This is a genomic window from Nocardioides bigeumensis (assembly GCF_039531755.1).
GTDB lineage: Bacteria > Actinomycetota > Actinomycetes > Propionibacteriales > Nocardioidaceae > Nocardioides > Nocardioides bigeumensis.
This window is the reverse complement of sequence record NZ_BAAAQQ010000007.1, coordinates 149101-165315: the sequence shown is the minus strand read 5'-3', so window position 1 is coordinate 165315 and position 16215 is coordinate 149101. Positions and strand designations below refer to the sequence as shown.

Genomic DNA, 16215 nt, shown 5'->3' with positions numbered 1-16215 from the left:
GCCCCACCCAGGCACAGGTGAGTAGCCGGCCCCGAGGACGGGTACGCCGAGGGCGAGGAGGGGATGAGGTGCTGGCTGCGATGACGACCCGCGTCGTCACATTGTTGGCGCGCACCCCCGCGCGAGCGCTCGCCCTGCGAGCCGCCCTGGCCGCGATGACCTCGTGGCTGGTGATCGTGCCGATGGGTGGTGTCGCCGACGACTACCCGTACTACGCGCCCCTGGGTGCCGTCGTCGCAGTCACCTCGTCGGTCGAGGTGTCGTTGCGCACCTCCGTCCAGACCGTCGTGGCGCTCGTGCTCGGCGCCGGCCTCGCGACGACCGTGCTCCTGCTCGACCTGCCGCGCCCCCTCGCGATCGGCCTCGTCGTGGCCGTCGGCACGCTCCTCGGGGCGCTGCGCCGCATGGGTGAGATGGGGAGCTGGGTGCCGATCTCGGCGTTGTTCATCCTGGTGCTGGGGGAGGGGAACCCCGCTCACTTCGTGCTGGGCTACCTCGGGATCACCACGCTCGGCGTCGGGGTGGGCGCGGCCACCAGCCTGGCGCTCCCTCCACTCCACCTGATCAGGACCCGGCACGCGCAGGACGACCTGCGAGCGGCGCTGGCGGAACGGCTGGACGCCCTCGCGGACGTCATCGGCTCCGAGCAGCTGCCCTCCGAGGGCGACTGGGAGGTCCGGCGTCCCGATCTGCGCGCCCACTCCGCGGAGGTCGAGCAGCTGCTGGCCCTCGCTACCGGTGGTCCACCTGTCAACTGGCGGGTGCGCAAGGGCAGGGACGAGGGTCAACGGTTGCGAGAGCGGGGGCGGGCTCTGGCCGCGTTGGCGCTCCAGGTGGACGAGCTGACGGACGTGCTGGCCTATCGCGAACGCGACGATCGACAGGACTTGGCGCTGCCCGCCTGGCTGCGGCCCGCCGCAGAGAGCGCCCTGCGGGCGACGGCCGACGCCCTGCGCTCCGACGAGGACCGGTCGGCGTGCATCGACGCGGCCTGGACCGCCGTACGCCGGCTCGCCTCTGAGATCAGGCGCGACCGTCACGAGAGCGGGGACGACCTGTTCGGCGCCGGTGCTCTCGTCGTGTCGATCGAGCGCACGCTGACCACCATGTCGCCCGCGGCGTCGCCGAGTGTGTCGCCGGCGTCACCTGCCTGAACGCGGTGGGACCGCTGCGCCTGGGTACGGAAGAACCCGACCCCAGCTCAGGAGAAACCCATGTCCACTGACGCCATCGTGCTCCTCAAGAACGACCACAAGGAGATCCGCAAGACGTTCGACGCGTTCGAGAAGGCCGGCGACAACGCGGCTGCCACGAAGCAGCGCCTCGTCGACAAGATGATCGAGCTGCTGACCGTGCACACCTACCTCGAGAACGAGGTCATGTACCCGCGGGTGCGCGAGCTGCTGCCCGCGCTCGAGGACGACGTGCTGGAGTCCTACGAGGAGCACCACGTCGCCGACGTGCTGGTGGTCGAGCTCGCCGGCATGAAGCCCTCAGACGAGCGGTTCACCGCGAAGACGACCGTCCTGATCGAGAACGTGCGCCACCACATGGACGAGGAGGAGCAGGAGTGGTTCCCGGAGGTCCGCAAGGGCCTCGGGCGCAAGGCCCTCCAGGACATCGGGGCGGAGATGGTGAAGCTGCGCAAGAAGGCGCCCAAGCGCCCGTCGCAGCCCAGCGCGCTGAAGAAGACCATCGACGCGGTCGTGTCCTAGGCCGTGGCCGATCGCGCCGAGTCCTCACCTGCCACTCTCCCCGGCGGGCAACAGGTGTGGATCCGGTCGATCGGGACCGACGACGCCGATGCGTTGCGGGCTGCGTTCCAGAGACTCAGCCTCCACTCGCGCTACCACCGCTTCCACAGTGGGGTGCCACAGCTGTCCGACGTGATGGTCCGCGTGCTCACGACCGTCGACCACGTCGACCGCGAGGCACTGGTGGCCGTGCCCGCTGAGGGGAGCAACGAGCTCGTCGGGGTGGTGCGCTACGTCCGGGACCCCACGGAACCCACCGCGGCCGACCTGGCCGTCACGGTGGCCGACCAGTGGCAGGGACGCGGGCTCGGCGCACTGCTCATGCGCGAGCTGACAGCTCGCGCGATCGACAACGGCATCGAGCACTTCACCGTCGACATGCTGGCGGACAACCTGCCCATCCAGGCCCTGGTACGCACGGCCGGCGGAGTCTCCGTCACCTCGGACGGGTCAGTGGTGTCGGCGCGCGTACCGATCCTCGCCGAGCGCCCGGTCACGCGGGGTGGCCCCACGATGGTCGACGAGGTCGACCCCGCCGTGTGACTCATCGCGCTGTCTGTCGTCACCCTGCATGGGTACGAAGCAACATGCGCGCACTCACCTGGCAAGGCATCGAGAAGGTCATCGTCGACGACGTCCCGGACCCGGGGATCATCGACGCCACCGATGCCATCGTGCGGATCACCTCGACGGCGATCTGCGGTTCCGACCTGCACCTCTACAAGGTGCTGGCGCCCTACCTCACGCCCGGTGACGTGCTCGGCCACGAGTTCATGGGCGAGGTCGTGGACCTCGGCTCAGCCGTGACCCGGCTCGAGGTCGGCGACCGCGTCGTGGTCCCGTTCAACATCTCGTGCGGCTCGTGCTGGATGTGCTCGCGCGGCCTCTTCGCCCAGTGCGAGACGACCCAGAACCGCGACCAGGGCAAGGGTGCGAGCCTCTTCGGCTACACCTCGCTCTACGGCCAGGTCCCTGGTGGCCAGGCCGAGCTCGTGCGGGTGCCGCACGCCGACTTCGGTCCGGTCGTCATCCCCGGCGACCAGTCCGGCGTGCCCGATGAGCGGTTCCTATACCTGTCGGACATCCTGCCCACGGCCTGGCAGGGGGTCGCTTACGCCGACGTGCCTGACGGCGGCACCCTGGCGGTCCTCGGTGCCGGACCGGTCGGCCAGCTGGCGATCTCCTCCGCTCGGCTGCAGGGCGTCGAGAGGGTCATCGCGGTCGACCGGGTGCCCGAGCGGCTGGCCCTGGCCCGCGCGCGCGGCGCCGAGACCATCGACCTGGACGCCGTCGACAGCGTCCCCGACGCGCTGCGCGAGCTCACCGACGGCCGCGGGCCCGACTCGGTCCTCGAGGCCGTCGGCATGGAGGCGCACGGCAACCCGCTCGCGGAGAGGGCCATCGGCCTCGCGAGCCGCCTGCCCAAGCCGCTCGCCCGCGCGGCCATCGAGCACGTCGGGATCGACCGTCTCGACGCTCTCTACACCGCCTTCGACGGCGTACGCCGCGGCGGGACCGTGTCCATCAGCGGTGTCTACGGCGGCTCCGCCGACCCCCTCCCGATGATGGATCTCTTCGACAAGGGCCTCACGCTGCGGATGGGGCAGTGCCACGTCAAGCAGTGGACCGACGAGCTGCTCGACCACCTGAGCCATGACGAGGATGTGCTCGGCGTCGACGACCTGGCCACGCACCGGGTCCCGCTCGAGCAGGCGCCGGAGATGTACGACCTCTTCCAGCGCAAGGCCGACGGCTGCGTGAAGGTCGTCCTCAACCCGTGAGCCCACGCGTGGTGCTGGTGACCGGCGCCTCGAGCGGCATAGGGGAGGCGACGGCGCGAGCGGCCGCCGCGCGCGGGGACCACGTCGTCCTGGTGGCGCGCGGTGCACTGTCCTTGGCCAGGGTCGCCGACCTCTGCACCGAGGCAGGTGCCGCCTCGACGCTCTGCCTGCCCGCCGACGTCGCCGATGACGCGGCCGTGAAGGCCGTGGTCGACGCCGTCGTCGCCGAGCACGGGCGGCTCGACGTGGTCGTGAGCAACGCCGGTGTCGTCGCCTACGGCCGGCTCCAGGACGTCCCGGTCGAGGTCTTCGACGGCGTGCTCGAGACCAACCTGCACGGGCCCGCCAACCTGGCCCGGCACGTGCTGCCGGTCCTCCGTTCGCAGGACAAGGGTTCGTTGGTGCTGGTCGGCTCGGTGATCGGCCACCTGGCCGTGCCCGACATGTCGGCCTACACCGTCAGCAAGTGGGGCGTGCGGGCGCTGGTGCGTCAGCTCCGGGTCGACAACCGGGACCGGCCCGGCCTGCGGATCGGCTACGTCGCGCCCGGTGGCGTGGACACGCCGATCTACGAGCAGGCCGCGACGTACGGCGACTCGGTCGGACGGCCGCCGCTGCCGGTCGCGAGCCCGGAAGTGGTCGCGCGCCGGATCCTCGCCGTCGCCGAAGGCGGCTGGCACCGCAGCCAGGTCGGCGTGGCGAACGACCTGATGCGCTTCGGCTTCACGGCACTTCCCCTCGCGTACGACATCCTGGTCGGCCCGCTCTTCAAGATCGTGGCCCAGGACCTGGTCAGTCCCGTGGTGCGGGGACCCGGCAACGTGCTGGCATCCCAGGAGGTGGGCAACGCGCTCCGCGGCTCCCACGGCAACGCAGTGGTCGGGATCGGTCGCAACCTCGTGGCCCTGGCGCGACGCGGTCTCGGTCAGTGACCGCCCAGGTGGCACGTCGCCTCGGCGTCGAGGAGGAGCTCCTGCTGGTCGACGATGACGGCGCGCCAGTCGCCGCCGCCCCTGCGCTCCTTGCGCGGTGCGCCTCGTCGTCGTCAGACGGTCGCGGTGGAAAGGCCGGGGACGGCCCGCAGCTCACGGCGGAGTACTACCAGTCCCAGGTGGAGATCGTGACGAGCCCGGCCAGGGAGATCGCGAGCCTGGCCCGGCAGCTGGAGCGTGGACGATCCGTCGTCGGCGAGGCGTCGAGGACGCTCGGCTGCGCCCCGGTCGCTGTCCCCGGGTCCGTCGTGCGCGCCGACGCGGGACCGACGACACCCGGCGAACGCTTCGACCTCATCGGCACCCACTACGCCCACGTGGCAGCGAGCTCCCTCATCTGCTCCCTCCAGGTGCACGTCGAGATCGAGTCGCGACACGAGGGCGTCGCCGTCCTGGACAGGGTGCGCCCCTGGTTGCCGACGCTGCTCGCCCTCAGCGCCAACTCGCCGTTCTGGCAGGGCACCGACACCGGTTTCGCCAGCTGGCGGTCTCAGGTGTGGCGGCTCTGGCCCAGTGCGGGCCCGCTCGAGGTGCTCGGTGACGTTGCGGGGTACGACGCGCTGGTGGCCCGCATGGTGAGCAGCGGGTCGGCGCTCGACGTGGCGCTGCTCAACCTCGACGTGCGGCTGTCGGCGCGCCACCCGACCGTGGAGTTCCGCATCGCCGACGTGTGCACCGACCTGCGCGACGCGATGGTGGTGGCCGCCCTCGCGAGGGCCCTGACCGAGACAGCTGCGCGGGAGGCGTCCGCCGGAGTCGGTCCCACTGACTGGCGGGTGGACCAGCTGCGGGTGGCGGCGTGGCGGGCCGCGCGTTTCGGGCTGGCCGGGGAGCTGTCGCACCCGGTGACGGGGGAGACGGCACCGGCCGGGGACGCCCTCGACGCGTTGCTCGCACACGCCGGCGAAGCGCTGGCCGACGCCGGCGACCTCGCGGCCGTGCAGGACGGCCTTCGGCGGCTGCTCCACGAAGGCGGAGGCGCGCCTCGGCAACGACGCGTCCACGCCGAGTCGGGAGATCTCGCAGCAGTCGTCGATGACCTTCGCCGCCGCACCCTGCCCGACACGGGTGTGACGGCCCAGCACCCGGCTGCGTTCGACGCGCAGGCAGGCCTCACTCGGCGATCAGGCGCGTAGCGCCGGAAGCACCTCACGACCGAACAGCTCGATCAGGTCGAGGTAGTGAGGTCCCATGTTCGCGACGTACACCTCGTCGTAGCCGAGGTCGAGGTACTGCTGCACGGCCTCCCGGTGGACGTCGGGGTCGGGACCGGCAGGGGCGCCCTCGGCGCTCATCTCACGGGTGACCAGCTGCGAAGCCTGCTCGAAGTGGGTCGGCGTCGGGAGCACCTGGGCGAGCTCGCCCGGAAGTCCGGCATTGGGCCAGATACGGTGCGCGAGGTCGATGCCCTCGTTGCGGGTGGGCGCGAAGGCGACCTTGGTGCCGGCCATCGCGGGCTTCCCTTCTGACGCGTCCTTGAACCGCTTCAGGAGGTCGGCGTCGGTCTTTGTGGAGATGTAGCCGTCGCCGATCCGGGCCGCCAGGTCGGTGGCCTTCGGCCCGAACCCGGAGACGTAGACGGGCGGAGGCTCGTCGGGCAGCGTGTAGATGCGGGCAGTGTCGACGGCGTAGTGCTTGCCGGCGGTGGTCACCACCCCGCCCTCCCAGAGAAGGCGCATGAGTGCCACGGCCTCCTCGAGCATCTCGAGGCGCACGTCGGTGGCCGGCCACACGTCGCCGAGCACGTGCTCGTTGAGCGCCTCGCCGGAGCCGACACCGAGGGTAAAGCGACCGCCGAGCTGCACGGCCGCCGTCGCGGCGGCCTGGGCCACGATCGCGGGGTGCATCCGGACCGTCGGGCAGGTGACCGCGGTCGTCACCGGGAGCGAGCACGCCTGCGACAGCGCACCGATCACCCCCCAGACAAAGGGGCTCTGTCCCTGCTCGCCGTTCCAGGGATGGAAGTGGTCGCTGATCCAGAGGGCGTCGAAGCCGGCCGCCTCCGCGGCGACCGCCTGCTCGACGAGCTGGTCAGGCGTGTACTCCTCGCAGGACAGGAAGTAGCCGAGTCGCACGGGTCAGGACTCCTTCGCGTGGGCGGTGTCGTTCCTGAGGGGCCGGTACCCGAGCCACCTGGACTCAGCCGCCAGAGGGACGCGCGCCGTGGATGGCGTGCTCAGCCGCGCGGCCGCAGCCGGCCGACGCGCGCGTGGGCCAGCGCGGCACGGGCGGCGTTGTCGCCGCAGGCGCCGTGCACGCCCCCGCCGGGGTGGGCCGACGCCGAGCCGAGGAAGAGCCCGCGCACCGGGGTCTCTGCTCGCCCCAGACCCGGCAGCGGACGGAGGACGAGCTGCTGGTGGAGCTGGGCGGTGCCGCCGTTGAGCGCGCCGCCGACGAGGTTCGCGTCGCGGGCCTCGAGCTCACGTGGGCCGAGCACCCGGCGCGCGCGGACCCGGCTGCCGAATCCCGGGGCCAGTCGTTCGACGCGCGCCTGCACCCGGTCCGCCATCCGCTCACAGTCGTCGCGGTCCCACGTCCCCGTGATGCCGCCGTCACCGGCGTCCTCGGTGAACGCTTGGGGAACGTGCGTGTAGGCCCAGAAGGACTCCGTCCCCGCCGGTGACCTGGTGGGGTCGGTGGTCGTCATCTGGCCGGCGAGCAGGAAGGGTCGCCCCGGTACGGCGCCCGCGTGCACCTGGGCGAGCGCGAGGTTCATCTCCTTGACCGAGTCCGCGATGTGCACCGTCCCGGGCGCGGCCTCCGGTGCCTGCAGCCACGGGACCGGTCCGTCGAGGGCCCAGTCGACCTTGACAGTGCCGGGGTCGAGCTCGAAGGTGCGCAGGGACGACCGGATCCGAGCAGGTACGTCGGCCGGGTCGAGCAGGCGCTGGTAGAGCGCGGGGGCCAGGACGTCGGCGACCACGGCCCGCGCCGCGGCGTACCTCTCGCCGTCGCGGGTGCGCACCCCCGACGCACGGCCGTCGACGACGTCGATGCGGGTGACCTCGGTGCTGGTGCGTACCTCGCCGCCGCGCGACCGGAGCCGGTCGGCCAGGGCCTCGGTCAGCCTCCCGGCGCCGCCCTCCGGGACGGGGTAGCCGACGGTCTGTCCGAGCATCGCCAGCAGCAGACCCATCAGTCCGGAGCCGGGGGCGTCGAGCGGGATGTCGGCGTGGCCGGCGTTGCCGGCGAGCAGCACGTGCGCCTCGCGGCCGCGGAAGCGCTCGCGGGCGAGCTGCGTGACCGGCGTGAGGAGACTCCTCACGAAGGCGAGGCCTCCGACCTTGCGCAGACCGGCCGCCAGGGCGAGCCCGTGCCGGACCGGCGGGAACGGCGTGAGCAGCCCGCCCACCAAGTGGTCGTCGACGCGGTCCCACTGCTCGCAGAGCCGCAGCCAGGCATCCCCGTCACCGGCGCCCGTGGCGTCGAGGCCGGCCGCGGTCCGGCCCCGGTCACGGTGCAGCAGCGCCCAGCCCCCGTCGGGGAAGGGGTGCCCGAGCACCGCCGGCGCGTGCAGCCACCGCAGACCGTGCTCCTCGAGGCAGAACGACCGGATCGTCGGCGACACCGCGGCCAACGGGTAGAAGGCGCTGAAGGTGTCGTGGACGAAGTCGGGGTCGAGCTCACGGTCGCTGCGCACGGCACCACCCACCTCGGGCTGAGCCTCGAGGACGAGCACCGACCAGCCCGCGTCGACCAGGCGGTTGGCGGCCACCAGCCCGTTCGGGCCGGCGCCGACGACGATGGCGTCCCAGCGAGAGGTCATGCTCGCCATCGTGCCGCGGCCGCGGTCGCGGCAGCGACTGCGGCCACAACGGGGTGCCCGGTCATGCCTTGCCCTCGGCGATGAAGGCGAGCCGCTGCAAGGTCTCGGTGTTGCGCCACTTGAGGGTGACCCGCTCCAGGGGCGGAGGCGCGAGCGCACCTGGGCCGGAGACGGCCTTCTCGTCGATCGTGACGAGGGTCTCGGCCCCGATCGCCTCCAGCCTGATGTGGACCCGTGCCTCGCCCACCGGCCAGGCACGAGCACGGAGGGTGATCGACATCCCCGGTGTCGCATCCACGACCTCGGTGTTGTCGTCGACCAGGAGGGGCCAGACGCCGACGGAGTGGTGCAGCCGACTGCCCACTGCGGGCCAGGTGTCGTCCACGTCCCGCATCCGCGAGGCCCCGACGACCCAGACGGGGTACAGCCAGCCGTCGGACAGGACGGTCCAGACCTGTTCGGGCGTGGCGTGGATCTGACGGGAGTTCTGTGTCACGTCGCTCCGCGCCGATCAGCTGAGCGCGTCGATGAGCGCGTCGCTGAAGGCCGGGATGTCGTCCGGGTTGCGGCTGGTGATGAGGTTGCCGTCCACCACGACCTCGTCGTCGACCCACTCCGCGCCGGCGTTGCGCAGGTCTGTCTGGAGGCTGGGCCACGACGCGATGCGCTTGCCCTTCACCACGCCTGCTTCCACCAGCACCCACGGCGCGTGGCAGATCGCGGCGACCGGCTTGCCCGACTCCACGAACTGACGCACGAAGGACACGGCGTCCTCGTCCATGCGGAGCGCGTCCGGGTTGGCCACCCCGCCAGGCAGCACCAAGGCGTCGTACGACGTCACGTCCGCGTCGCCGACTGCTCGGTCCGCCCGCCGGGTCTCGGCCTTCTCGAGGTGGTTGTAGAGCTGCACCTCGCCCGTCTCCGGGGCGAGCAGCTCCACCTCGTGGCCGGCCTTCTCCAGGCTGGTCCACGGGTCGGTCAGCTCGACGGCTTCGATGCCCTCGTTTGCGGTCAGGAACGCGATGCGGCTCATGGGTCTCCTCTGGTCGGGACTCCTTAGGTGCCCTCGCTGCAGGCCCCCTATGCAGAGCAGGTCAGGGGCCGGTCAGGGGGATCTGGTCCAGGTGGTCGAGGACGTCGGCGAGCGAGTCGAAGACCAGCTGCGCCCCGGCCTCCGTCAGCGTCGAGTCGCAGAATCCGCCGCTGCGGACCGCGATGGCGAAGTGTCCTCCGGCGCGGCCCGCGATCGCGTCCCACGGCGAGTCCCCGATGACCGCCGCGCGGTCGCCACCGACGGCAGTCAGCGAAGCAGTGATCAGGTCCGTGGCGGGCTTGCCCTTCCGGACGTCCTGCCCGGTGACGACGGCATCGGCCAAGGCCGCGTCGGGCACGTGGTCGAGGGCCCGCGCGGTGTCACGCTCCGACCCGGACGACGCGATGACGACACGGAGGCCGCGCTTCTTGAGGTCACCGATCAGACGGTCCGCTCCGGGCAGCAGCCGGACCCGCGCGCCGAGGTGCTCGAACTCGGCCGCGTGGATCTGGCGGATCCGATCCCCGACGGCGTGCTCGGCCCGGTCACCTGCGACATGGGCCACCAGCTGCTCCGAGTCCATGCCGATGGCGGCGTGGACAGCGGCGGAGGACACGGTCAGCCCGACGTCGTGGAAGGCCCGGCCCCAGGCCACGGCGTGCTCGTAGACGCTGTCGACGAGGGTGCCGTCGACGTCGACGACGACGGTGTCCAGCTGGCCGGCGGTTGCGTGCATACGGTTGCGGTACCCATGTCGCCGGGTCGGCGATACACCCCCGTCCACCGAGGACGCCGCGCAGGCCTGCTGCGCCGGGCCCCTGGGAGCCGACTCCGCCAGGATGGACCGGTGAGCCAGCCGACCCTGTTCCTGACCGTGGGCCTTCCGGGCACCGGCAAGACCACCGCCGCACGCCGGATCGAGACCGAGCACGCGGCCCTGCGGCTGACGAAGGACGAGTGGATGAAGGCGCTGTACGGCGACGAGAACCCACCGGCTGCGTCGGACGTGATCGAGGGGCGGCTGGTCGAGATCGGGCTGCGGGCCCTCGAGCTCGGCGTCAACGTGGTGATCGACTTCGGCCTGTGGGGCCGCGACGAGCGCTCGGCGCTGAGGCAGGCGGCCGCGGACCGTGGAGCGAGCGTCCGGCTCCTGTACCTCGAGCTCAGCGCGGCCGAGCAGCGTCGACGGCTGGACCAGCGTCAGTCAGAAGCGCCGCACACCACCTGGCAGCTGTCCGAGGAGCAGATCGCGTCCTGGGCAGCCGTCATCGAGGTCCCGACGCCGGGGGAGCTGGACGGCACCGAGCCCGTCGACGCACCTCCGGCGGGGTTCGCGACCTGGGACGAGTGGCGCCACGACCGCTGGCGGCCATCGATCGTGTGACGCCCGGGACGTCATGCGGATCGAGCCCTGGAAGGCTCGCCTCGTCTGACGTCCTGGCCGTCACCGCCCTTGCGAGCTGAAGCGCCGCACCTGGCCGGCGTGGATGTCGGCCACCCACTCCCAGCCGGGCCTGGGCGAGTCGATGCGGGGATCGGCGGGGTCGTTGCCGTCACGGAGGGCGTGGACGTAGGCCGTGTCCCGATCGAGGCGGGCCCGCACGTCCGTCCCTGCAGACCCGTGACCCGGGATGACGACCTCGACCATGTCGGCCACCTCGTCCAGGAGTCGCAGGCCGGCGAGGTAGTCGTCGATCGGGTCGCCGCTCCCGCGCGAGTCGTCGAGCATCGGGACGAAGCGGTCGGAGAGCATGTCGCCGGCGACCAGGACGCCACTGGCCTCGACCAGGAGCGCCGCGTGGCCGGGCGCGTGCGCCGGGTGCTCGATGACCCGCACCTCGGGACCCGCCCATGGCAGTCGCACACATCCTGGAGGCAGCGCGGTGATCAGGCCGAAGAGCTCCAGCGGTACGTCGTCGGCGATCTCTTCCGGCAGTCCTTCGGTGGCTCGAGCCTGCCAGTCAGCCTGCGCGCGCAGCCCTCGCATGGAGTCGGCGCAGCGGGCGGTGCCGTAGCGCGGAGCGTCCCCCAGGTCGGGATGCCACAGCACGTGGTCCCAGTCCGGGTGGGTCGCGAAGCCGGCGACGACAGGTCGGCCCAGCTCACGCAGGTCGCGGGCGAGACACGTCAGCTCGTCGTTGGTGAGACCGGGGTCGGCGAGCAGCACTCCGGTGTCGCCCTCGACGACGACCGCGTTGTTCTCGAGCAGGGCGCTCTGGTGGACGAGCACACCGTCAACGACGGGCGTCAGCATGGTTCTCCTTAGGGTGGTGAGCGGGCACTGGTCAGCCGTCGGCGCTGAGCCGGACAGCCGGCGTCCGGTCGACGGGTCCGACTCGTCGCCCGACTCGGAATCATCGCCGGGTTCACCTCGAAGGGTTCGCGAGCCTCTCGCCTGTGCGGTCGTGCCGAGCTGGGCGTGGTCGCTCGCGTCGCACGACCCAGTGGCGCGACGGCTCCCGACGGGCTACTCCGGCTCCTCCTGCGTGAGATGGACGCTGTCACCCGGGCCGTAGGGGTCGATGCGCACCAGGCCGGCGTCGGTGCGTGCTTCCCAATGTCCGAGGTCCTGCGTGGAATCGCACCAGAGCGTCGGCTCTCCTGCCGGTTCGGAGAGCTCCCAGGTCCGGCCGTCCACGGAGGTCCAGGCGACGCGGCGGCCTTCCCGAGTGTTCTTCGGAGCCTCCACACCGGTGGCCACCAGACCTTCCCGCCCCTCCTGCACCGCACAGATGGTCTCCTTGTCGGGCAGGTCGAACACGGACTCGTCGGCCACCGGAGTCCACGAGGAGCCATCTGCCGAGCGCCACAACGCAGCACGTCCCTCGATGAACCCCCACGCGAAGAAGCCGAGGCGCGTGCTGGTGACACCCCAGAGCGTGTCCGCCGTGTCGCCGCCGGCAACGGCACCGACGGGAGACACGCTCCAGGTCTGGCCGTCTGTCGAGTGCCAGGCGCCGCCACCGCCGACCCCCACGGCGAGGAACCCGCGGGACGTGGCGATCACGTCGGTCACGTTGACCGAGTCCGGATCGCCTCCTTCGGCGGGTGGGTGCCAGACGGCGCCGTCGTCGGACCAGTAGACGGCAGGCCCGGTCTCGGCGAGGTCGCTGCTGTCGCCGACGACGACGAACCTCCCGTCCCGGGCGGCGACCGCCTGGACGGAGAAGCGCCGGCCGTCGGTGTTGATCGGGTAGGTCCCAGACCCCGTCGAGGGTTCGGGCTCGGCTGGGCGGGTGGGACTCGGCACAGGATCCACCGGCCGCGGAACCGGGTCGGACTCGCCGAGCCTGCTCGCGACCAGGACAACTGCGGAGCAGGTGAGCGCCGTCGCGGCGACGGCGCCGGCCGTCTTGCGGCGCCGACGGCGGTCGCCCGCCGATCGCAGGGTCTCGGGAGATGGCAGCCGGGCGGGATCCGAGCCGCTGCCCAGGTCTTGAAGCGCGGTGCCGAGGGTGCTGGTCATCGGTGCTCCTCCTCGCGGACCCGGGCGTCGACCGGGGCGTCGACTGGGGCATCGACAGGGGCGGCCCCTTCGAGATATTGAGTGCCGAGGGCCGAACCCAACCGCTCCCGGGCCCGCGAGAGACGGCTCTTGACCGTGCCGTCAGGCACGCCGGTCTCGGCAGCGACCTCCCGGACCGAGAGGCCGACCATCTCGTGCAGCACGAGGACCCGTCTGTGCTCCGGACTCAACGCACGCAGGGCGGCCACCACGTCGAGCGCCACGTCCGACCCAAGGGTCGCGTCGACGGCGTCGCCGGGACCAGCATGTAGCCGGGGGAGCAGCCTGCTGGCCACGGCCCGACGCCGGAACTGGCTCACCGCCAGGCGCCACGCCACGGTCCGCACCCAGGCGGCCGGATCGTCCATCTGCGTCACCCGATTCCAACGCTGCCAGGCGCGGGTGTAGGCCTCCTGGACCGTGTCAGCAGCCAGCTCCCGGTCGAGGGTCATGGCGGTGACCTGCCTGAGCACGATGCCGCGCGTCGCCAGGTAGAACTCGTCGAAGGACGACTCACCCGCCATGGCACCTCCCTCCCTCTAGGACAACACGCGCGACCAGGCCAAGGGGTTCCCAGATCGTGGCAGGGTGAGGCCCATGAGCGAGCTGATGCTCGCCGACGCGCACCCACCGGTAGTTCCTCAACCAGCCCCCCGACCTGACGCGCTCCTAGACTCCCGACGTGGCCAGGGACATCCGACGAGTAGCCGTCTTCTGCGGATCGAGTCCCGGAGTCGACCCGTCCTTCGTCAGCAGCGCCCACGACGTCGGCCGGGGCCTGGCCGAGCGCGGCATCGGCCTGGTGTACGGCGGCGGCGGGCACGGCCTGATGGGCGCGGTCGCGCAGGGCGCACTCGACGCGGGCGGCGAGGTGACCGGGGTGATCCCGCAGTCGATGGTCGAGCGCGAGTGGGGGAGGCACGACCTCACGGAGCTGCTCGTCGTCGAGACCATGCACGAGAGGAAGGCCAAGATGGCCGAGCTCGCGGACGCCTTCCTCGCGCTCCCCGGCGGGATCGGGACGCTCGAGGAGATCATCGAGGTCTGGAGCTGGCGGCACATCGGCTTCAACGACGACCCGGTCGGCTTCCTCGACGTCAACGGTTTCTGGCGCCCGTTGCTGGCTGCGCTCGGCGGTCTTGTCGAGGCCGGCTTCGTCCGCCGCGAGGCTATCGACGACCTCGTCGTCGCCACCACTCTTCACGAGGCGCTCGACGGTTTCGGGAAATAGCGGTCGCGCTCATCTGTCCACCCGCAGGGGTGATGGGCGGTCCAGTCCAGCGCGCCATGTCGAGAGGTCCTTGCCTAAAGTCCGGTCAACAGCGACTGAAGGAGCTCGGCCATGGTGCACAGTGGACGTCGACCGCGAACTGTGGGGCATGGTGGCACGGTCTCCGGGATGGTCGGTGCAATCACCGGTCTGGTTGTCGTCTTCGCCCCTCTGGTACTGCTGGCCCCGGTCAACGGAGCGGCTCCCGCTCGTGCGGACCACGCGACCCACGCCAAGCCCGGGACGCTGAAGGTGAGGGTGGTCAAGCCGGCGCACAACAAGCGGGCCACCGTGGTCGTTCGCGGCCCGAACGGCTTTCGGAAGGAGGTCCACTCGACCACGAAGCTGACCGGCCTCGAGCCGGGGCGCTACCGGATCAGCGGCAGCACCGTGCGGACGAAGGCGTGGTACAGCAAGCCCGAGATCAGCAGACGGGTCGTCAGGGTCAAGCCGCGTACGACGTCGCGGGCGACGGTGTCCTACTGGACGGTCGTCTCCACGCGGACCAAGGTGCTGACGGCCAAGGACATCGATGACTACCGCGCTCCCGAGGCGATCGCGGGCAGTCGTGGCCTGCTCGTGCTGGACACACGGATGCCGGACCGGTCGATCCTCGCAGCGGGCATCACACCGCAGACCCCAGCAGGAGCCCTGGTCGAGGTCGTCTCGTCGAAGCGAGCAGGCAAGTCGTGGTCCCACGTCGTGAAGCTGTCGTCGATCGAGACCGCCGTGCCCCGCGGCAGCTTCGACGAGAGCTGGACCTTCACACCGCCGGCGACCGGTGGTCCCGCCGGGTTCGCGGGCGTCAGCGGCGCCGCGATCACGTGCTCTGGCAGCTTCGACGGTGGAGCCGACATCGACGGCGGCGCGGAGTTCGCGGCTGAGTTCGGCGCCAAGTGGGATTGGGGCAGCAGCTATGTCTCGGCCAAGCTGAGCGCGGACGCGTGGGTGACCCTGGCCGCATGGGCCGACGCGAAGGGCACCTGCGGGACCGGCGATCTCACCGTCGTCAACACCGACCTCGCCTACATCGCCTTCGCCATCGGCCCGATCCCGGTCGTCCTTGTCCCGCACCTCGACGTCTCGCTCGGCGCGACCGTGCAAGCACAGGGCCACCTGCGCATGGACGCCGGCGCCAGTGCCCACGCAGCCGCGATCGCGAAGGTCGGGCTCAAGGGCGGCAGCATCACCGGCGAGGGCCCGACCTTCGACGGCAGCAGCTCCTTCGACGCGTACGCCGCCGCATCGGCCGAGGCCTATGCGAAAGCGCGGTTGAGCATGCTGCTCTACAAGGTGGCCGGGCCGTGGATGCAGGCACGGATGGGGGCCAAGGCCAACGCCGACACCCGCGCCAACCCCTGGTGGACCGTGGACGGCTTCCTGGAGGCGGGAGCGGGTGTGACAGTGGGTGGCTGCCTGGACCTGTGGATAAAGAAGTGGTGCCTCAAGGTCGAGAAGGGCGCTCCCGACCTGCTGAAGGGCAGCTTCCGCATCACGCAGGCGAGCGGGACCTACCCGCCGACCTACCCGGTCAAGGCCGCGTTGGGCGGACCACACGTCGGGATCCCCGACGTCGTCGCGGAGTCCTTCAAGATCGGGAAGTTCTTCACGATCCAGGACGACCTGCACATCACCACGGGCCGAGCCGACGAGCTGGCAGGAGTGGTCAGTGAGCCGGCGAGCGTCGACGTCCCCGGGCAGGAGGGTCCGAACGACCGCGTGCACGACGCCAACGTGGTCACCGTGACGGTGGTTCCGGAGTACAACCGCCTGCGCATCCCCTACGTCTTCGGGACCGAGGAGGCGCCGGGATCGGGGCAGGACGGCGCGCAGGTCAAGGTGGGCGGCACCAACTGCGCGCTGATCGGCGGGCACGAGGTGTCGGCGGACGACGCCACGATCAGCAACGCCGACCAGCACCTCACGACCCGCTACAACTGGGTGACCCCGGTCCAGGTCTGTGACGTCCAGGTGGTGCCCCACCAGCCCGTGAAGGTGGAGCTCATCGTCTACGACACCTGGAACGGCTCGACCGACAGCGGGCTTGCCGTCGTGGGTGACCACATCTCGTCCTACCAGCAGTAGCGGAGGCGCTCCGTCCGGATCCGGTGCGA

The 16215-nt window shown here is 71.4% G+C and carries 17 protein-coding genes; 9 read left to right on the top strand and 8 right to left on the bottom strand.

What is annotated here, in order from left to right:
* The first annotated feature begins 80 nt into the window (after window positions 1–80).
* From ABD295_RS07775 to ABD295_RS07750, 6 genes are read left to right on the top strand one after another with little or no spacing between them, the layout of a single operon-like run.
* Complete coding sequence (locus ABD295_RS07775) at window positions 81–1154, top strand: FUSC family protein (RefSeq protein ID WP_344303110.1); 1074 nt, start codon at window positions 81–83, stop codon at window positions 1152–1154.
* A 60-nt stretch (window positions 1155–1214) separates the two neighbouring features.
* Window positions 1215–1715 (top strand): hemerythrin domain-containing protein, encoded by a 501-nt coding sequence (locus ABD295_RS07770; RefSeq protein ID WP_344303109.1) that lies wholly within the window; start codon window positions 1215–1217, stop codon window positions 1713–1715.
* 3 nt (window positions 1716–1718) lie between these two features.
* Window positions 1719–2297 (top strand): GNAT family N-acetyltransferase, encoded by a 579-nt coding sequence (locus ABD295_RS07765; protein ID WP_344303108.1) that lies wholly within the window; start codon window positions 1719–1721, stop codon window positions 2295–2297.
* A gap of 44 nt (window positions 2298–2341) precedes the next feature.
* Window positions 2342–3535 carry a zinc-dependent alcohol dehydrogenase gene (locus ABD295_RS07760; RefSeq protein ID WP_344303107.1) on the top strand — a complete coding sequence of 398 codons (1194 nt, stop codon included), beginning with the start codon at window positions 2342–2344 and terminating at the stop codon, window positions 3533–3535.
* Window positions 3532–4467 carry an SDR family NAD(P)-dependent oxidoreductase gene (locus tag ABD295_RS07755; RefSeq protein WP_344303106.1) on the top strand — a complete coding sequence of 312 codons (936 nt, stop codon included), beginning with the start codon at window positions 3532–3534 and terminating at the stop codon, window positions 4465–4467. Before ABD295_RS07760 ends, ABD295_RS07755 begins: the two co-directional genes overlap by 4 nt.
* Entirely contained in the window at window positions 4464–5663 is a 1200-nt protein-coding gene (locus ABD295_RS07750; RefSeq protein WP_344303105.1) for a carboxylate-amine ligase, read from the top strand. Before ABD295_RS07755 ends, ABD295_RS07750 begins: the two co-directional genes overlap by 4 nt.
* Here the strand turns inward: ABD295_RS07750 and ABD295_RS07745 are convergent.
* The 5 genes from ABD295_RS07745 to ABD295_RS07725 all read right to left on the bottom strand — a co-directional run bounded on the left by ABD295_RS07745 (window position 5652) and on the right by ABD295_RS07725 (window position 10062).
* The gene (locus tag ABD295_RS07745; RefSeq protein WP_344303104.1) at window positions 5652–6602 is read right to left on the bottom strand and encodes a TIGR03557 family F420-dependent LLM class oxidoreductase; all 951 of its coding nucleotides are present in this window, start codon (window positions 6600–6602) and stop codon (window positions 5652–5654) included. The genes ABD295_RS07750 and ABD295_RS07745 overlap by 12 nt on opposite strands.
* Window positions 6603–6703: 101 nt before the next feature.
* Entirely contained in the window at window positions 6704–8293 is a 1590-nt protein-coding gene (locus ABD295_RS07740; RefSeq protein WP_344303103.1) for a phytoene desaturase family protein, read from the bottom strand.
* Between the two features lie 61 nt (window positions 8294–8354).
* A complete protein-coding gene (locus tag ABD295_RS07735; RefSeq protein WP_344303102.1) occupies window positions 8355–8789 on the bottom strand; it encodes an SRPBCC family protein in 435 nt (144 codons plus the stop codon).
* Between the two features lie 15 nt (window positions 8790–8804).
* Complete coding sequence (locus tag ABD295_RS07730) at window positions 8805–9326, bottom strand: type 1 glutamine amidotransferase domain-containing protein (protein WP_344303101.1); 522 nt, start codon at window positions 9324–9326, stop codon at window positions 8805–8807.
* 61 nt (window positions 9327–9387) lie between these two features.
* Window positions 9388–10062: an HAD family hydrolase gene (locus ABD295_RS07725; protein ID WP_344303100.1), complete on the bottom strand. Its 675-nt coding sequence runs from the start codon at window positions 10060–10062 to the stop codon at window positions 9388–9390.
* A gap of 111 nt (window positions 10063–10173) precedes the next feature.
* Here ABD295_RS07725 and ABD295_RS07720 point away from each other — a divergent pair, with 111 nt between their 5' ends.
* On the top strand, window positions 10174–10710 hold the full coding sequence (locus ABD295_RS07720; RefSeq protein WP_344303099.1) for a P-loop nucleotide/nucleoside kinase family protein: 537 nt from the start codon (window positions 10174–10176) through the stop codon (window positions 10708–10710).
* A 60-nt stretch (window positions 10711–10770) separates the two neighbouring features.
* Here the strand turns inward: ABD295_RS07720 and ABD295_RS07715 are convergent, their stop codons facing one another.
* From ABD295_RS07715 to ABD295_RS07705, 3 genes are all read right to left on the bottom strand, one after another.
* A complete protein-coding gene (locus ABD295_RS07715) occupies window positions 10771–11580 on the bottom strand; it encodes an MBL fold metallo-hydrolase (protein ID WP_344303098.1) in 810 nt (269 codons plus the stop codon).
* A gap of 213 nt (window positions 11581–11793) precedes the next feature.
* Window positions 11794–12792 carry a hypothetical protein gene (locus ABD295_RS07710; protein WP_344303097.1) on the bottom strand — a complete coding sequence of 333 codons (999 nt, stop codon included), beginning with the start codon at window positions 12790–12792 and terminating at the stop codon, window positions 11794–11796.
* Window positions 12789–13355: an RNA polymerase sigma factor gene (locus ABD295_RS07705; RefSeq protein ID WP_344303096.1), complete on the bottom strand. Its 567-nt coding sequence runs from the start codon at window positions 13353–13355 to the stop codon at window positions 12789–12791. Before ABD295_RS07705 ends, ABD295_RS07710 begins: the two co-directional genes overlap by 4 nt.
* 158 nt (window positions 13356–13513) lie before the next feature.
* Between ABD295_RS07705 and ABD295_RS07700 the strand changes: the two genes are divergently transcribed.
* Together ABD295_RS07700 and ABD295_RS07695 are read left to right on the top strand one after the other, a co-directional pair.
* Complete coding sequence (locus tag ABD295_RS07700; RefSeq protein ID WP_344303095.1) at window positions 13514–14062, top strand: LOG family protein; 549 nt, start codon at window positions 13514–13516, stop codon at window positions 14060–14062.
* Between the two features lie 168 nt (window positions 14063–14230).
* Complete coding sequence (locus ABD295_RS07695; protein WP_344303094.1) at window positions 14231–16186, top strand: hypothetical protein; 1956 nt, start codon at window positions 14231–14233, stop codon at window positions 16184–16186.
* Window positions 16187–16215 lie beyond the last annotated feature (29 nt).

Coding starts and splice junctions, on each gene's coding strand:
- ABD295_RS07740 (WP_344303103.1), bottom strand. CDS start 8,293: ATGACCTCTCGCTGGGACGCCATCGTCGTCGGCGCCGGCCCGAACGGG.
- ABD295_RS07695 (WP_344303094.1), top strand. CDS start 14,231: ATGGTCGGTGCAATCACCGGTCTGGTTGTCGTCTTCGCCCCTCTGGTA.
- ABD295_RS07705 (WP_344303096.1), bottom strand. CDS start 13,355: ATGGCGGGTGAGTCGTCCTTCGACGAGTTCTACCTGGCGACGCGCGGC.
- ABD295_RS07775 (WP_344303110.1), top strand. CDS start 81: ATGACGACCCGCGTCGTCACATTGTTGGCGCGCACCCCCGCGCGAGCG.
- ABD295_RS07725 (WP_344303100.1), bottom strand. CDS start 10,062: ATGCACGCAACCGCCGGCCAGCTGGACACCGTCGTCGTCGACGTCGAC.
- ABD295_RS07730 (WP_344303101.1), bottom strand. CDS start 9,326: ATGAGCCGCATCGCGTTCCTGACCGCAAACGAGGGCATCGAAGCCGTC.
- ABD295_RS07715 (WP_344303098.1), bottom strand. CDS start 11,580: ATGCTGACGCCCGTCGTTGACGGTGTGCTCGTCCACCAGAGCGCCCTG.
- ABD295_RS07710 (WP_344303097.1), bottom strand. CDS start 12,792: ATGACCAGCACCCTCGGCACCGCGCTTCAAGACCTGGGCAGCGGCTCG.
- ABD295_RS07760 (WP_344303107.1), top strand. CDS start 2,342: ATGCGCGCACTCACCTGGCAAGGCATCGAGAAGGTCATCGTCGACGAC.
- ABD295_RS07770 (WP_344303109.1), top strand. CDS start 1,215: ATGTCCACTGACGCCATCGTGCTCCTCAAGAACGACCACAAGGAGATC.